Below are 16,518 nucleotides of genomic sequence, written 5' to 3'. Positions count from 1 at the left end.
CGGGCGCCGGGTTCACGTGACCTGCGTCACCCGGGAGCCGATGGGGCGCGGACCGCTCAGGTACGGCAGGTGCGGCCCTCGTTGAGGCAGTCCACGACCTGGTCCATCCGTGGGCCCGTCATCACGTTCACGAACATCCCGTGGTCGGTCTTGGGGCTGTGCCGCTGCTCGGGGAAGGAGTCCAGGGCGAGGGGCGCCCCCGCGGGCACCTCGTAGGCGAGGGAGATCCGCAGGCGCGGCACGGGGAACGTGTCCCGGGGACAGACACCGTTCGCCGCCGGGAAGCGCAGGTGCGAACGGTGCCCGGGGGCGGTGGTGTCCAGCCCGTTCCAGCAGCTCGGGAAGGTGAGCGTACGGGTGAGGCGTTCGCCCCGAGGGCAGCGCGGATAGCGGGTGGTGGAGCGGTCGGGGGCGCCCGAACAGCCCCAGCTCGCCCGTACGTCCTCGTCGGAGTCCGCGGTGAGGGCCACCGCGTCACCGGTCATCGCCTGCAGGAACCGGGGCATCGCCACCACCTTGCTCACCGGGCTGCCGAGGAACTCCACGGACACCGCGGCCTCCGGCAGGATCAGGCCCTCGTTGCCGTGCCCCGCGGTTCCCTCGTGCGGCCGGTCGCCCGGCCGGTCCGTGCGCCGCAGCACCGGCCAGTAGTACGTGGAACGGTCCCCGCCCGCGCAGCTGGTGGCGGCCGCGTCCAGGGAAGCCTCGGTGGAGAAGGCGTCCGTGGACAGGTTCCCGACGTAGCCGTGCGTGTGGTGGGCGCCGGCGCGCAGTCCCGGGGAGACGACGAGGTTGTCCTCGTTGTAGTGGGCTTCCGCGTTGCGGCCGCAATCCACCGAAACCCGGCCCGTGGAGGCCTGCGGACCGCCCGCCGGGGGCTCGGTGGGCCCGGGCGGGACCTCCCGGAAGTCCACGAAGTCGGCGGGCACGGGACCGGCCCCGGCCGCCGGCGGGCGCGGACCGCCCGCGCGCGCGGCGCCCAGCACGGCGGCGGTCAGCCCGCCGCCCAGGACGAGGCAGATCAGCAGCGTGAGCAGTCGGCGTTCGTTCCCCATGCGGGTCACGGTTGCCGCCGACCCCCGCCCGCGTCAACCGGGCGTCCGCAGGGCGGTCGGCCGCCGCCCCCCGGCCGGAGCGCCGGGATCCGTTGAAGGTGTTGCGCGCGCCGGCCCCGCTGCTCGGAGCCCGCAACCTTTGCCCCCGTTTGGCCGTTCCTACGGCAAAGCAGCCTTCTCGCGCGACCCGCATCGCAAGGAAGGAACACCGCCGTGCCCGCTGCCAACCACCTCCTGCACCGCCTGATCAGGGAAACCGGCTGGACCTACGAAGCCCTGGCCCGGCGGCTCAACGCGCGCGCGCGGGCGACCGGCCTCACCACCGGGTACGACCGGACCTCGGTCGCCCACTGGCTGCGCGGCAGCACCCCGCGCGATCCCGTGCCCGGCCTCCTCTGCGAGATCCTCGCCGCCCGGCTGGACCGGCCCGTGGGACCGGCAGACATCGGCATGCACCGGGCGGGTCTGCGCCACACCGTCACGAGCAGCACCGGCACGCACCCGACCGGCACGCACCGCACCGGCGCGGACCATCCGGGCTCCGACCCGTCCGGTGGCGATCCGGCTCCCGGACCGCACGCCTTGGCGGCGGAACTCCTCGCCACCGTGCCCGGTCTGCACCCGCACCGCAGGCCCCGCGGGGGCGTCGGCGAGGCGCCCCGGGTCCCCGGACAGCGCGAGCGCGCCGGAGCCGCTGCCGGAGCCCCGTCCGGGGCCGCCCGCGTGGGCGGGGCGGCCGAGGGCGGCGAGACCGGAGGCGGCGCCGAAGACCCAGGCCCAGGCCCCGGCTCCGGGCCCGACGCCGGCCAGGTGCCCGCCCTGTCCCACACCGAACTGCGCCGGGCCGCCGAGAACTTCTTCACCGGCCAGATCGACGCCCTCTGCGGGGACGCCACCGCGCCCGTGCTCCTCGCGTACCTCCAGAGCACCTTCCGTACGGCCCTGACCGCCCCCGGGGACGAAGGCTCCCTGTCCGCCCTGGAGATCGGCCACGCGGCGCGCACGGTCCTCCTCCTGGCCCGCAGCTACGCCGACCAGTGCTCCTTCACCGAGGCGCGGCGGACCCTGAGCCGGGCCGCCTCCCTCGCCGAGCTGGCGGGGGAGCCCTCCACCCAGGCCATCGCCCTGCGCATGCTCAGCCAGGACGCCCTCGACCAGAACCAGCCGGCCGTCGCGCTCTCCTACGTACGCCAGGCACTGGAGATCGCCCCGCGCGCCCCCGACGCCGTTCGGGCCTTCGTCGCCGCCCAGGCTGCCCAAGTGCACGCGGTCCTGGGGGACCGGGCGCAGGCCCTCGCCTGGCTCGACGCCGCCGACCGGGCGCAGGGAGCGGCCGTGGGCGAGCCGGACCCCTTCCACACCTACCGGCCGGCCGCCCTGGAGTTCAAGCGCGCGGTGGTCCTCGGCCTGCTCGGGGACCACCCCGCGGCCCATGCCGCCCTGGACGCCTCGCTGGCCTCCCGTCCCGCCCAGCAGGAACGCGCGATCATGCTCACCCATGTGGAACGGGCCCGGCTGTACCGGCTCGGCGGCCGGGAGCGCGAGGCCGCGGCCGAACTACGGTACGCCGAAGCCCTCAACCGGGGCGTCCACTCCCCGCGCGCCGCCCGCGAGATCCAGCTGCTCGGCCTGGGCACACACCCTTGCTGAGACCGGGGCGCGCACGGGACGAAACCTTCCGGCGGGGCACTGGCCCGGGCCGGCGGGGCCGCAGTCCAGGCCGGCAGGGCGCCCGTTCACCCCTACAGCGCCGCGTCGAGCTCGATCACCTCCGCGGGCCCCGCGCGGAAGGCGGGGCTCGCCGCGTCCGCCGCGATCATGTGCGGGGTGGCGTCGTGCGCGGCGAGGGCCGCCCGCGAGGACCACTCCTCGATGAGCGTGAACCGGTCCGGATCGCCGCTCACCGGATGCATGTCGTAGCGGAGACAGCCCTCCTCGGCGCGGACGACCGGCGCGAGGCGCTCGTAGGCCTCCCGCTGCTCCCGGCCGCGGCCCGGGAGGGTGGTGATGAGGATCAGGAGTCGAAGTGTGGAAGGCATGGGCCGAAGACTAGATCGACCGGACCGGGCGGCGGAAAGGCATTTTCGCGGGCTGCCGTAGGCGGAAGCCCGCCGGACGCCCGCCAGGCCGCCGCGAGGCCGTCCGAGGCCACCGCCAGGTCCCCGCATGGCCGGTCCGGTTCTTGCCCGGTCCGGGCGGACCGCGCAGAGTTGCCCGGTATGACACCCGAACAGCTCCTGCAGGCCCTCGCCCGTACCCGCGCCTCCCTCGACGGATCCGAGGTCACCTTCTGGTGGACCGGCGACGTCCACGCCTGGGCTCCCGGCGAGCCCTACCGGCGCCTCTTCGGATTCGAAGGCCTCAACGTCGCCCGGCTGGTGGAGGACGAGACGCCGGGGACCTATCAGCTCCTCACCCGGGAGGCCGCGTTCTACCTGGATCCGCTGACCCGCGAGATCCTGGAGACCTGGGAGGACAAGCCGGTGGTCCACGTCTGGAACGACCCCGCGAACCAGAAGTGGCGTCCCTTCCCGGTCCCCATGACCGACCTCGGCGACCAGGTCTGCTTCAGCCTGGAGATCCCGCTCGCGTACCCCTCCCCGCTGCCCGTGGCCCAGTACCCGGCGAACTCGGCCGACGACACCTACCGGGCCCTGGAGCTCTTCCAGTTCTTCGCCCCCGCCTCGGTCCTCGCCACCGACGAGCCCAGCGTCCCGTCCACCATGTCCTGGACCCGGATGTCGCCCTGGCTGCCCTGGATGGAACAGGGCCCGCGTCCCGGCGGGCTCACCTTCCACTGTCGCGGCCGCAAACTCGCCTCCTACGCGGAGGTCCCGGAGCGGACCCGCGCGTACATCGCGGCCCGCCACCCGGAGTTCGCCCACGCCCCCGAGAAGTGGACGGAGCCGAACGAGACCAGCTGGACGTACTTCCGGCGGCTCAACCCGCCGACGGACCGTCCGGAGGGCTGAACCACCCGGCCCCGGGGGCGCGTCTCAGCCGCCGGCCGCGAACCGGTCGACGGCCGCGAACCGGTCGAGGGCGCCGAGCACGTGGTCGAGGGTGGTCGCTCCACCCATGTGTCCCGCCTCCTCCACCACGGTCAACTCCGCGCCGGGCCACTCACGGGCCAGTTCCCAGGCCGTGCCGAGGGGGCCGGCCATGTCGAGCCGGCCGTGGATCAAGGCGCCCGGGATCCCGGCCAGCCGGTGGGCCCCGCGCAGCAGTTCGCCCTCCTCCAGCCACGCACCGTGCGAGAAGTAGTGCGAGCAGATGCGGACGAGGGCGATCCGGGCCGCGGGCGGCCGGCCGGTGTACGGCTGGGAGGCGCCCTTCGTCTCGCCGGACAGCACCGCGTCCTCCCAGGCGCACCAGTCCGCCGTGGCCTTCGCCCGCACCTCCTCGTCGGGATCGGCCGCGAGGCGGGCGTAGGCCCCGACGAGGTCGCCGTCGCGCGGGACGCCGGATCCGGCGACGAAGCGCTCCCACTGCTCGGGGAAGAACCGGCCGGCGCCGCGGTAGAGCCAGTCGATCTCCGAGCGCCGGGTGGTGGTGACGGCCGCGATGACGATCTCGGAGACCCGCTCCGGGTGCCGTTCGGCGTACGCCAGGATCAGGGTGGAGCCCCACGAGCCGCCGTACAGCAGCCAGCGGCCGATGCCGAGGTGCTCGCGCAGCCGCTCCATGTCGGCGACCAGGTGGTCGGTGGTGTTGTGCCGCATGTCGGTCGCGGGATCGCTCGCGTGCGGGGTGCTGCGGCCGCAGCCCCGCTGGTCGAAGAGGACCACCCGGTAGCGTGCCGGATCGAAGAGCCGCCGGGCGCTCTCGGTGCACCCCGACCCCGGACCGCCGTGGACCACGAGTGCGGGCTTCCCGTCCGGATTGCCGCAGACCTCCCAGTAGACGGCGTTCCCGTCACCGACGTCGAGCATCCCCCGGTCGTAGGGCTCGAGCGGCGGGTAGAGCTCTGTCACGTTCCCGACCTCCTGGTCTCCCCGTCCCGGACGGCAGTTCGCCGGCGGCCCGCCGGGGGTTCCGGCCACCCTACGACGGCCCCCGCAGGGTGCGGACAAGGGTTTTCCCCGTATCGCGTTCATCGCCGGTTTGCCTACTGTCTGCCCACCGGCGATCCTCCCCGTTCCGAACAGTCCCCGCGCCCACCCCACATGGCGTGAAGCTGGAGGGTCGGTCCTTCGCCGGTGCCACGGTCGCCCGGCCCCGACGCCGCGGCCGGCGACGACGTGGTGTGCAGCAGCGGTGGCCGGGCGGGCCCGACCAGCCCGATCCGGCCCCGCCGCCGCCGGTCAACCTCCCACACTGCACCAACCGGCCGCCCCGGCCCGTTCTGTGGCGGCCCGCGAAAGGGAACACCGTGCACGCATCCAGACGACGCAGGCTCATATCCGTGGTGGCGATGTCCGTCACCCTGCTCGCCGGCACCGCCACCACCTCCCTGGCGCTGACCGCCGCGGACCCCGCCCCCGGCTCGCAGACCCTGCAGGCCGCCGGCGCCCCCACCGCCGCGGCCCCCGCCGAGAACCTCATCGTCGGGTACAAGACCACGGCCGCCGAGGCCGGTTCCAACACCGCCGCCGCCGCGGACGTGGCGGCCAAGGGCAAGAAGGCCTCGAAGAAGGCGAAGTTCGAGCGCCGCCTCGGCACCGGAGCCGCCCTCGTCACCCTCGGCACCCCGGCCGACGCGGCCGCGGTCATGGCCCAGTTCCGCGCCGACCCCGACGTCGCCTACGTCGAGCCCGACTCCCGCGCCTACGCACTCGCCGTCACCCCCAACGACACCGAGTACGCCAAGCAGTGGGACCTCTTCGAGCCCACCGCGGGCATGAACGTTCCGGCGGCCTGGGACACGACCACCGGTTCCGGCGTCACGGTCGCCGTGATCGACACCGGTTACGTCGCCCACTCCGACGTGGCCCCGAACGTCGTGGCCGGCTACGACTTCATCTCCAGCTCCACCGCCGCCCGCGACGGGAACGGCCGTGACAACAACCCGGCCGACCAGGGCGACTGGAGCGCCGCCGGCGAATGCGGCACCGGCTCCACGGCCAGCAACTCCTCCTGGCACGGCACCCACGTGGCCGGCACCATCGCGGCCGCCACCGGCAACTCCAAGGGCGTCGCGGGCATCGCGTACGGCGCGAAGATCCAGCCCGTCCGCGTGCTCGGCAAGTGCGGCGGTGCCACCTCGGACATCGTCGACGCCATCACCTGGGCCTCCGGCGGCTCCGTCTCGGGCATCCCGGCGAACGCCACCCCCGCCAAGGTCATCAACATGTCGCTCGGCGGCTCGGGCGCCTGCACCGCCACCTACCAGAACGCGATCAACGCCGCCGTCGGCCGTGGCACCACCGTCGTGGTGGCCGCGGGCAACAGCAACGCGAACGCGTCCGGCTTCTCGCCCGCCAGCTGCAACAACGTGATCAACGTGGCCTCCACCAACCGCACCGGAGACCGCTCCTTCTACTCCAACTACGGCACGATCATCGACGTGTCCGCCCCGGGCGGTGAGACCCGCCGCGCCACCGACACGCCCGGCACCGTCACCACCCCGGAGAACGGCATCCTCTCCACCCTGAACGACGGCGCCACCACCCCCGGCGCCGAGATCTACAAGCCGTACCAGGGCACCAGCATGGCCGCCCCGCACATCGCGGGTCTCGCCGCGCTCGTCGTCGCCGCCAAGCCCTCGCTCACCCCGGCGCAGGTCGAGTCGGCCATCAAGACGAACGCCCGTCCGCTGGCCGGCACCTGCACCGGCGGCTGCGGCACCGGTCTCGCCGACGCCGCCGCGACCGTGGCGGCCGTGACCTCCACGCCCACCACCCCGTCCTTCGAGAACACCGGGGACTTCGCCATCGCGGACAACGCCACGGTGGAGAGCCCCATCACCGTCAGCGGGGTCACCGGCAACGCCCCGGCCACCCTGAAGGTCGGCGTGAACATCGTCCACACCTACATCGGTGACCTCAAGGTCGACCTGGTCGCCCCCGACGGCACCGTGTACACGCTCCACAACCGCGCCGGCGGCAGCGCCGACAACATCAACCAGACCTACACCGTCAACGCCTCCGCCGAGGTCGCGAACGGCACCTGGAAGCTGCGCGTGAACGACAACGCCGGTGGCGACACCGGCAAGATCGACTCCTGGAGCCTCGGCTTCTGAGCCCGGTCCCGGCCGCACCCGAAACACCCCTGACGGTGCGATAGTACGGACCAAACGAGCCCGCCGGACCAGCCGATACCCCACGTATCGGCAGGTCCGGCGGGTTTTCCTGTCACGTGACTGGAATCTGCGTCACAATCCGGGCCCGCCGGGCATCCGACCTCGTATTGTCGCGTCTCACAGGAAGGCCACAGGAGCGGGCGAGCGAGAGGCTGGTGGCTGTGCGTGGGGGTGGCGACGGGGCACGCTGACCGGGCGGGCGGACACCCGCCCGTCGGACACGGCGAACTGATCAAGGCGGTCGACCGCGCGCTGACCACGCACGGACGCGTCCTGCTCACCGGACCCGCGGGCTCCGGCAAGACCGAGGTGCTGCGCGCCCTCACCGAAGCCGCCGCCCTGCGTCACGAGACCGTGCTGGGCCTCGCTCCCGGAGCGACCGACCGGTGGATCCCCGAAGCCTCCGCCGCCGCACTCCTCGCCTCCGTGCCCGCCGCCGCGCTGGACAGCCTCTCCGGACCGCAGCGCACCGCCATCGCCCTCCTGCGCCGCGAAGCCGACGCGCCACGGGCCGGGCGGGACCACGTCGCCCTGCGCCTCGCCGTCGTGGAGGTCCTGCGGACCCTCGCCGCCCGCGGACCCGTCCTGCTCGCGCTCGACAACGCCCAGTGGCTCGACGCGGAGAGCACCGACCTGCTCCGCTTCGCCCTGCGCCTGACCCCGCCCCGGGTCCGGGTCCTCGCCGCCGAGTGCGTCCAGGGCGGAGCCCCGCTCTGCGAGCCCCTCTTCGGACCGGACACCCCGCAGATACGGGTCCCCCCGCTCGGCACCGACGAGGTCGCCGAACTGCTGGTGCGCCGCGGGCTCCCGGCCCGCCTCGCCGGCCGGATCCACCAGGCCAGCGGAGGCAACCCGCGCCTCGCCCTGGCGCTGGGCCACTCCCTCGCCGAAGCCGCCGGCTCCCGCGAAGGCGGCGCCCACCACGCCGATCCGCTGCCCGTCTCCGGCCAGGCCCGCGAGGTGGCCCGCCGTCTGCTCGGCGTCGTCCCCGCCCAGGCCCGGCGCACCCTGCTGTTCGCCGCCCTCGCCGCCCGTCCCACCACCGCGCTGCTGCGGCGGGCGGGCCGGCCCGACGCGGAGGCCGAGCTCGCCGTGGCCGAACGGGCCGCGCTGCTCACCGTGGAGGAGGACGGCACCATCCGGTTCATCGCCGGGGCCCTGCCGACGGCGCTGGCCGCCGACGCGGGCTGGCCCGAACGCGCCGCCGGACACGCCGCGCTGGCCGCCGCCGTGGACGATCCGGTCCAGGCCGTACGCCACCGCGCGCTGGCCGTGGACGCCCCCGACGAGGTGCTCGCCGCCGAGATCACCGAGGCCGCCGCTTCCTGCAGACGCAGGGGCCAGCGGGCCCAGGCCGCCGAGCTCGGGCTGCTCGCCGCCGACCGGACCCCGGGCCACCTGCCCGCCGAGGAACTCGCCCGGCTCGTCGGCGCCGCCGAGGACGCGGGCTGGGCCGGCCGCGCCGACCTGGCCCGCCGCGCCACCCGAGCCGTGCTCGCCCGCGACGCCTCGCCCGCGGACCGGGTGCGGGCGCGCCTGGCCGTCATCGACGCGGAGGGGCAGGCCCTGGGCTCCCTCGACGAGACCTTCGCGCACGCCGTGGCCGACGCCGAGGGCGACCCCGCCCTGCAGGCCGCCATCCGGCTGAGGCTCGCCTGGAAGCACAACCTCAGCGACGGGGACCCCGTTCTGTCCCGGGACGCCGCGGCGCAGGCCGGCGTACTGGCCCGCAGCGGGGGCGACCAGGTGGCGGAGGCCATGGCGCTGACCGTGCGGGCCCGGATGGGCCGCATCCTCGGCGATCCGGACGCCGAGGAGATCCTCGCCGAGGCCCTCGCCCTGCCCGCCCCCGACGTGCCGCTCGGCATGCGCAACGCCCCGCAGTACCTCGCCGTCCGCCACGCCCTCTTCGACGACCGGCTCGCCGACGCCGGACGCCAGCTCCTCGTCCTGCTGCCCGCCGTGCGGCGCACCGGCTCCGCCGAGGACGTCTTCGAAGTCCTGCGCAGCCTCACCGAAGTGGAGCTGCGCCGGGGCCGGTGCGCGGCCGCCACGGCGCACGCCCGCGACGCCCTGCGGCTGACCGTGGAGGCGGGGCTTTCGCCCGGCCCCGCCTGGTACGTCGCCGCGATGGCCGAGGCCATGGGCGGCGGCTTCCCGCGCGCCGCCGGCTACGCCCGGCGCGGGATCCAGGCCTCCGAGGAGGAGCACGACCAGATCTTCCTGTCCCGCGGCCTGTACGTGCTCGGCCTGGTCGAGCTGGCCACGGGCGAGGCCGCGAAGGCCGTCGCCACCCTGCGCCGGGTGGCCGAACTGGAGGCGGCCCAGCAGGTGGTCGACCCCTCGATCCTGCGCTGGCACGGAGAACTGGCCGAAGCCCTGGTCGCCGCCGATGCCCCCGACGAAGCCGCCGAGCTGCAGGCCCGGGTCCGTACGACGGCCCTCGGGCTCGGCCGCACCAGCGTGATCGCCGCCCTCGACCGGGCCCGGGGGCTGTGCCTGTCCGCGCACGGCGAGGCCGAGGCCGCCGTCGCCCTGCTGGAGGACACCGCCGAGCGCTTCGCAGTCCTCGAACTGCCCCTGGAGCGGGCCCGTACGCTGCTCGCCCTCGCCCGGGTGGAGCGCCGCCGCCGCCGGCGCGCGCCGGCCCGCGCCGCCCTGACGGCCGCCGCCGAGGCCTTCGCCCGGGCCGGCGCGACCCCGTGGGCGGAGCTCGCGCGGGAACCTTCCCCGTCCGGGGGCGAGAGCGGTGGCGGCGGGACCCGGCCGCTCGCCGCCCTCACGGAGGCGGAGACCCGCCTCGCGGTGCTGGTGGCCCAGGGCGCCAGCAACCAGGAGGCGGCCGCGAAGCTCTTCGTCAGCGTGAAGACCGTGGAGGCCAGACTGACCCGGATCTACCAGAAGCTCGACGTCCGCTCCCGGGCGCAGCTGGCCACCACGCTGCGAGTGCGCTGATCTGGGCCTAGCAGCTCAGGTTGTTCCCCGGGGTCACGCCGAGGATCTGGGCGAAGCCCTGGTAGGAGTTGATCCGGCTCTGCACCTGCGCCGGGTTGCCGCCGTTGCACTCCAGGGCGCCGTTGATGGAGCGGATGGTCTCGCCGAAGCCCGCGCCGTTGACCATGGCGGCGTGGGCGGTCATGGTGCCCGGGCCGTTCTGCGTGTTCCAGTACCAGAGGGCCGTCTTCATCGCGACGGCTGGGTCCTGCTCCACGAGGTACGGGTTGGCCAGGAGGTTGATGCCCAGGGCGTCGCCCGCCGCCTTGTAGTTGTAGTTCCAGCTCAGCTGGATGGGCCCGCGGCCGTAGTACGCGGCCTGCCCGGCGGGACAGCCGTAGGGCTGGTTCGCGTCGCAGTAGTGCGGGTAGTTGGCGGTGTTCTGCTCGACGATGTGGACCAGCCCGCCGGTCTCGTGCGAGACGTTGGCCAGGAAGGCGGCCGCTTCGCGCCGCTTGACGGTGTCGTCGCCGGTGGTGGCGAAGGCGGGGTAGGCCGACAGGGCCGCGACCAGTCCGTTGTAGGTGTAGAAGGGGTTCCGGTTCGGGAACATCTGGTTGAACTGGGCCTCGCTGACCACGAATCCGGACGGGTTGGGGGTGGTCGGATCCGGGTTCGGGGTCCCGCCCCCGCCGCAGACGCCCTGGTCCGACCAGACGCCCCACTGGCCGGTGGTGCCGGGGGTCTCGCCCTGGGTCCACCACTTGGCCAGCCAGTTGTGGCCGCCGTACGAGGCGGTCGCGCCGCCGGTGTAGACGGCGGAGGTCGCCCACGCGCCGGCGCAGGCGGGTGCCGCGGCGGCGGGGGAGGAGGGGAGGGCGATCGCGATGCCGAGGGTGACGGCGGCGGTGGCGGCCAGCGACAGTGCGCGGCGGCGCAGGGTGCGGATCACGGAAGTTCTCCTTCGGTGGGGGGAGTTGCCGTGTCGCCGTGGGGGGCGACGGGCAACGGACAACTGCGCCCACTGAAGCGAGGATGGTCTGGACCTGTCAAGGTCTAGACCAAAACGAAGCGCCGGTGCGCCGCCCCGAAGGGCAGTGCACCGGCGCTCCGTTGAGAGTCAGCTACCGGCGGAGAGGTTGCCGGAGAGGACCGGGATGTTGTCCAGGATGTGCGAGGCGGTCTCGTCACCCTTGGCCTGGGTGGAGTTCTCGGCGCACTGCTGGTTCTGCGGGTTGGACGCGATCGGGATGTCCTGGACGCCGACGTTGATGAGCGCCAGGATCGACTGGGCGTTGACCTTCGCGGGCAGGCCGACGCAGAGCTTGTTCACGGAGCCCTGGATGGCGGACAGCTGCGGGCTCATGGCGCCGTCGGTCTCCTGGTTTCCGAAGACCTGCGAGGAGCCGTTGCCGTTGACCGTGTTGACGCCGTTGTCGTTGCCGATCGCCATCGCCGGGGAGGCTACGGCGGCACCGGCACCCAGAACGGCGGCGGTGGCGGCTGCGGTGGCCATGAACTTCTTGAGCATGTGGGAGATCCTTCTTCTGTCGCACTGTCGCATGAGATAGCTGCCCTCGGCGGGACGAGCTGCTCAACTGCCGTGGACACCGGGGGTTATCACCCATCACCCGAGTGGCTCAACCTTGCACCCCACAGGTGCGGTCCGGCGTCGGCTGATTGACCCAACGCCGACGGGCGCGACCGGCGGGCGGATCCCCTGCCCCCGGGTGCGGCCGTGCGCGTGCGCTCCGGGTTCGCTCCCCGCGCGCCGGTGGGGGTGCCGGTGAAGGTGCCGCCCCGACCGGATCCGGACCGTGTGCGGGTCCCGGACCCCGTCGGGGGCGGCGGGGCGGAGGCGCGGCAAGGCGACGCCGCGGCGGTCAGCCGGTCTTGCGGCGGACCTTCTTGTTCTTGCCCCCGGGGTTTCCGCCGGCGCCCTGGATCTTCGCCCGGCTCTGGTGTGCCTGCTGCGACTGGGCATTGGCGGCGTTCCGCTCCAGGGCCTCCTTGAACTTGCGCTTGGCCTCCTCGGCCGGCGATTCGTTCTGCGGGGTGTCTGATTCTTCTGACATGCGTCCTCCTGGAATGTTCTGAAGCCGTAGCAGTCTGTCAGGTGGCGTTTCCCCTGGCCAACGCGTTCGCGCGAGGCGGCTCCGGACCGGCCTCAGGCGTCCTTCTCCAGGGTCGGGCGCAGCCGCTCCAGCAGGGCGTGGAGGGTCGCGCGCTCGGTGTCGTCCAGGACGTCGAGGGCGCCGTGCGTGGCCTGCATCTCCTCGCGCACCCGGCGGATCACCTCGCGGCCCGCGTCCGTGGCCACGACGTTCTTGACGCGCCGGTCCGCGGGGTCGGGCTCGCGGCGCACCAGCTCGCGGGCCTCCAGCCGGTCCACGATGCCGGTCACGTTCGAGGCGTCGCAGACCAGCAGGGTGGCGAGGCCGCGCATCGGCAGCGGGCCGTTCAGCTGGGCGAGGACCTTCGCCTGGGTGGAGGTGAGGCCGTGGTGGGCGGCGGCCGCCGCGAAATCGCGCCACTGGGCGGTGCCGATCGCGGCGAGCAGCTCCAGCAGCTCCAGCTTGGTCGGGACGGGGTGGGGGGTGGTGGCGCTCATGACCGGAGCGTACTCAAGGTGCTTTACATGGGCAACCTTTTACTTGACCACCTTAACTATTGAGGTCTACCGTCTGCTGGAGTCGAAGTACTTGATGACGTCAAACATCTGCCATCTGAAGCACTGAGAAGGTCCTCCCCGCCATGAGCCCCACCCCCTCCGCCACCACCCAGGCCGGCGGCCGCCGGAACGAGACGGTCATCGTCTTCGCGCTGAGCCTGGCCGCCATGGTCGTGTCGATGATGCAGACGCTGCCGGTCCCGATCCTCGGGCTGATCCGCAGCGATCTGGGCACCACCACCGCCAACGTCAGCTGGGTGACCACCGCCACCCTGCTGTCGGCCGCCGTCTTCACCCCGCTGCTCGGCCGCTTCGGCGACCAGCACGGCAAGAAGCCGACGCTGGTGGCCGTACTCGGCGTCATGGTCGCGGGTTCCGTCATCGCGGCGCTGGCGTCCTCGCTCCCGCTTCTCCTCCTCGGTCGCGTCCTCCAGGGCGCCGCCACCGCGATCTTCCCGCTCGCCCTCTCCGTACTGCGCGAAGAGGTCCGCCCGCAGAAGCTCCCCGGTGCGATGGCCCTGGTCAGCGGCACGCTCGCGTTCGGCAGCGGCCTCGCGCTCGTCGCCACCGGCCTGCTGACCTCCGGCGCCGACGCCGACTACCGCAACGCCTTCTGGATGGCCACCGGCTTCGCCGTGATCGCCCTGCTCGCCGTCGTGTTCCTGGTCCCGGCGACCAAGCACAAGACCGGCGGACGTACGGACTTCCTCGGCGCGCTCACCCTGGGCATCGCCCTGCTGCTCCTCCTGCTGCCGATCTCGCAGGGTCACGAGTGGGGCTGGGCCTCCGGCCGTACGCTGGGCAGCTTCGCCGGCGCCGTCGTCATGACCGCCGTCTGGGTGTTCACCGAGCTCAAGGTCCGCGAGCCCCTCGTCGACATGAAGATGTTCGTCCACCGTCCGGTCCTGATGGCCAACCTCGCCGGCATCCTCGTCGGCTTCGGCATGTTCGCGAACTTCCTGGGCGTCTCCTACCTCGTCCAGATGCCCCAGGCCCTGACCGGCTACGGCTTCGACGCCTCCATCCTGCGCGCCTCCGTGGAGTTCCTGCTGCCCGGCGCGATCGTCTCGCTGCTCGCCTCGCCGATCGGCGGACAGCTGGTCCGCCACCGCGGGCCGCGCGCCGCACTGGCCGTGGCCTCGGCCCTCGGCGCCGCCGGCTTCGGCTGGCTCGCCCTGGACCACGGACACACGGCCTCGGTCATCGGCGCCGGCCTCGTCGTCGGCGCGGCGGTCAGCTTCGGCTACGCGGCCATGCCGGCCGTGATCATGTCGAGCGTGCCGCACCACCAGAGCGGCATCGCCAACGGGATCAACTCGATCTCCCGCTCCACGGGCAGCGCGATCGGCAGCGCCATCGTGACCACCATCCTGGCCTCGAAGACGATCGAACACCTCCCGGCGGGAGTTCCCCCGCTGCCGGCCGAATCCGGCTTCACCCTCACCTTCGCCATCGGCGCCGTGGCCTTCGGCCTGGTCGCGGTGATCAGTGGAATCGGCCTGCGCGGGGCACACGGCCCGCGCGCGGCCGCCACGGACGCCGCCGTGCCGGTGGCCGCGGGAGGCGGGGCGGCGCAGGCCGCCCCCGAGTCCGCCGCGAAGGCGACGCTGCCGTCGGTCGAGAAGGCCGACGCCTGATCCGTCCGCGGCGCGCCGCACCGCACCGCCGGTGAGGTTCCACCACCGAGCCGCCCCCGGGTCCCGCCGCACACGCGGCAGGACCCGGGGGCGGCTTTACCCGTTCAAGGGACCGCACCCTTGACCGGTAGTTGGTCCAGACCAATCATGAGGCGTCCGTCCTTCGCTTTCGCCCCACCGGGAGCCCAGTTGAGACGTCCCAGGCACCTCCATGCCCTTTTCGTGGCCTTCACCACGGCCGTGGCCTCCGCCGGCCTCGTCGTCGGGTCCGGCGCCGCCGCGCACGCCGCCACTCCGTTACCCGCGCACGTCTTCGCGCCCTACTTCGAGGCCTACTCCTCCGACAGCCCGGCCGAGCTGGCCCAGGCCTCCGGAGCCAAGTACCTGACCATGGCCTTCGTGCAGACCGAGGCCAAGGGGTCCTGCACCCCGTACTGGAACGGCGCCACGGCCCAGCCGGTCGACGCCTCCGTCTTCGGCGCCGACTTCACCACCATCCGCTCGCGCGGCGGGGATGTCATCCCCTCCTTCGGCGGCTACGCGGCCGACCACGGCGGCACCGAGATCGCCGACAGCTGCACCAGCGTGGACGCGATCGCCGCCGCCTACCAGAAGGTGGTCACGACCTACGAGGTCAGCCGCCTCGACATGGACATCGAGGACAAGTCGCTGACCAACAAGGCGGCCGTCGACCGCCGCAACCAGGCCATCAAGAAGCTCCAGGACTGGGCCGCCGCCACCGGCCGCCCGCTGCAGATCTCCTACACCCTGCCCACCACCACGAGCGGGCTCGCGAGCAGCGGACTGAACGTCCTCAAGAGCGCGAAGACGGCGGGGGCCCGCGTCGACGTCGTCAACCTGATGACCTTCGACTACTACGACAACGCGGCCCACGACATGGCCGCCGACACCCAAACCGCCGCGACCGGCCTCTACAACCAGCTCGCCACGCTCTACCCCGCCAAGACCCCCGCCCAGCTCTGGGGCATGATCGGCGTCACCGAGATGCCGGGCATCGACGACTTCGGCCCCGCCGAGACCTTCACCACGGCCGACGCCACCACCGTCTACAACTGGGCCACGGCCAAGGGCATCAACACCCTCTCCTTCTGGGCCCTGCAGCGCGACAACGGCGGCTGCCCCGGCACCGGCGGCTCCGACACCTGCTCGGGCATCGCGCAGGACCCCTGGCACTTCACCCACACCTTCGCCCCCTTCACCGGCGGCGGACCCGTCGCCGACGACTTCTCCCTCTCCGTCGCCCCCGGATCGGCCGTGCTGGTCCCCGGCACCTCCACCACCGCCACCGTCAGTACGGCGGTCACCTCGGGCAGCGCCCAGGCCGTCGCCCTCACCGTGACCGGCGCCCCCGCCGGAGTGAGCGCCGCCGTCAGCCCCGGCTCGGTCACCGCGGGCGGCTCCGCGCAGCTCACGGTCACCGCCGCCGCCTCGGCCGGCCCCGGAACCTACCCCCTCACCGTCACCGGAGCCGCCGGCGCGCTGAGCCGCTCCGCGACCTTCACCGTCACCGTGCCCGGCCCCGGCGGGTCCGGCCTGGGCAACGGCGGCCTGGAGAGCGGCACGCTCGGGCCGTGGACCTGCGAGAGCGGTGCCTCGGTGGTCTCCACCCCGGTGCACGGGGGCTCGTACGCCCTGAAGACCTCGCCCACCTCCGGGCAGACCGGCGAATGCACCCAGACCGTCACCCTCGCCCCGAACGCCAAGTACACGCTGAGCGGCTGGGTCCAGGGCAGCTACGCCTACCTCGGCGTCCGCGGCGGCGCGAGCGGCAGCGCCTGGACCAGCTCCACCGGCTGGACCAAGCTCACGGTCCCGTTCACCACCGGCCCCTCCGGCACGGCCACCGTCTACCTCCACGGCTGGTACGGCCAGGGCCCGGTCTACGGCGACGACCTCGCGGTGAGCTGACCGCCCGCCGGCCCGGCCTCCCGTCTCCTTCGGATGCCGAGCCACCTCGCC

The 16,518-nt window shown here is 73.6% G+C and carries 13 protein-coding genes; 6 read left to right on the top strand and 7 right to left on the bottom strand.

Annotated elements, in window-relative coordinates; all coding sequences use genetic code 11:
- Nucleotides 1-56 precede the first annotated feature (56 nt).
- On the bottom strand, nt 57-1,055 hold the full coding sequence (locus tag ACFYYB_RS19250; protein ID WP_389436385.1) for a DUF1996 domain-containing protein: 999 nt from the start codon (nt 1,053-1,055) through the stop codon (nt 57-59).
- 213 nt (nt 1,056-1,268) lie between these two features.
- Here ACFYYB_RS19250 and ACFYYB_RS19245 point away from each other — a divergent pair, with 213 nt between their 5' ends.
- Nucleotides 1,269-2,705: a tetratricopeptide repeat protein gene (locus tag ACFYYB_RS19245; protein WP_389436384.1), complete on the top strand. Its 1,437-nt coding sequence runs from the start codon at nt 1,269-1,271 to the stop codon at nt 2,703-2,705.
- 92 nt (nt 2,706-2,797) lie between these two features.
- Here the strand turns inward: ACFYYB_RS19245 and ACFYYB_RS19240 are convergent, their stop codons facing one another.
- Nucleotides 2,798-3,094, bottom strand: coding sequence for a putative quinol monooxygenase (locus ACFYYB_RS19240; protein ID WP_327308750.1), 297 nt, complete (start codon nt 3,092-3,094; stop codon nt 2,798-2,800).
- A gap of 180 nt (nt 3,095-3,274) precedes the next feature.
- On the opposite strand from ACFYYB_RS19240, the gene ACFYYB_RS19235 reads away from it, so the two are divergent.
- Nucleotides 3,275-4,027: a DUF1838 family protein gene (locus ACFYYB_RS19235; protein WP_389436383.1), complete on the top strand. Its 753-nt coding sequence runs from the start codon at nt 3,275-3,277 to the stop codon at nt 4,025-4,027.
- Between the two features lie 24 nt (nt 4,028-4,051).
- Here ACFYYB_RS19235 and pip read toward each other — a convergent pair whose 3' ends face one another.
- The gene (pip, locus tag ACFYYB_RS19230; RefSeq protein WP_389436382.1) at nt 4,052-5,029 is read right to left on the bottom strand and encodes a prolyl aminopeptidase; all 978 of its coding nucleotides are present in this window, start codon (nt 5,027-5,029) and stop codon (nt 4,052-4,054) included.
- Between the two features lie 440 nt (nt 5,030-5,469).
- On the opposite strand from pip, the gene ACFYYB_RS19225 reads away from it, so the two are divergent.
- Together ACFYYB_RS19225 and ACFYYB_RS19220 are read left to right on the top strand one after the other, a co-directional pair.
- Nucleotides 5,470-7,236 (top strand): S8 family serine peptidase, encoded by a 1,767-nt coding sequence (locus tag ACFYYB_RS19225; protein ID WP_389437210.1) that lies wholly within the window; start codon nt 5,470-5,472, stop codon nt 7,234-7,236.
- 225 nt (nt 7,237-7,461) lie between these two features.
- The gene (locus ACFYYB_RS19220; RefSeq protein WP_389436381.1) at nt 7,462-10,251 is read left to right on the top strand and encodes an AAA family ATPase; all 2,790 of its coding nucleotides are present in this window, start codon (nt 7,462-7,464) and stop codon (nt 10,249-10,251) included.
- Nucleotides 10,252-10,258: 7 nt separating this feature from the next.
- On the opposite strand, the gene ACFYYB_RS19215 is transcribed toward ACFYYB_RS19220, so the two are convergent.
- The 4 genes from ACFYYB_RS19215 to ACFYYB_RS19200 all read right to left on the bottom strand — a co-directional run bounded on the left by ACFYYB_RS19215 (nt 10,259) and on the right by ACFYYB_RS19200 (nt 12,841).
- Nucleotides 10,259-11,170: a glycoside hydrolase family 19 protein gene (locus ACFYYB_RS19215; protein ID WP_389437209.1), complete on the bottom strand. Its 912-nt coding sequence runs from the start codon at nt 11,168-11,170 to the stop codon at nt 10,259-10,261.
- 180 nt (nt 11,171-11,350) lie between these two features.
- The gene (locus ACFYYB_RS19210) at nt 11,351-11,761 is read right to left on the bottom strand and encodes a rodlin (RefSeq protein WP_327308754.1); all 411 of its coding nucleotides are present in this window, start codon (nt 11,759-11,761) and stop codon (nt 11,351-11,353) included.
- Between the two features lie 352 nt (nt 11,762-12,113).
- Nucleotides 12,114-12,305, bottom strand: a complete 192-nt coding sequence (locus tag ACFYYB_RS19205) for a DUF5302 domain-containing protein (RefSeq protein WP_243333056.1) — start codon at nt 12,303-12,305, stop codon at nt 12,114-12,116.
- A gap of 92 nt (nt 12,306-12,397) precedes the next feature.
- A complete protein-coding gene (locus ACFYYB_RS19200; RefSeq protein WP_389436380.1) occupies nt 12,398-12,841 on the bottom strand; it encodes a MarR family winged helix-turn-helix transcriptional regulator in 444 nt (147 codons plus the stop codon).
- A gap of 143 nt (nt 12,842-12,984) precedes the next feature.
- On the opposite strand from ACFYYB_RS19200, the gene ACFYYB_RS19195 reads away from it, so the two are divergent.
- Nucleotides 12,985-14,538, top strand: coding sequence for an MFS transporter (locus ACFYYB_RS19195; protein ID WP_389436379.1), 1,554 nt, complete (start codon nt 12,985-12,987; stop codon nt 14,536-14,538).
- Between the two features lie 189 nt (nt 14,539-14,727).
- Nucleotides 14,728-16,467 (top strand): glycosyl hydrolase family 18 protein, encoded by a 1,740-nt coding sequence (locus ACFYYB_RS19190; protein ID WP_389436378.1) that lies wholly within the window; start codon nt 14,728-14,730, stop codon nt 16,465-16,467.
- Nucleotides 16,468-16,518 lie beyond the last annotated feature (51 nt).

The organism is Streptomyces sp. NPDC002886 (assembly GCF_042888445.1).
Lineage (GTDB): Bacteria > Actinomycetota > Actinomycetes > Streptomycetales > Streptomycetaceae > Streptomyces.
The sequence above is the reverse complement of the archived record's forward strand: the minus strand, read 5'-3'. Positions and strand labels throughout refer to the sequence as shown.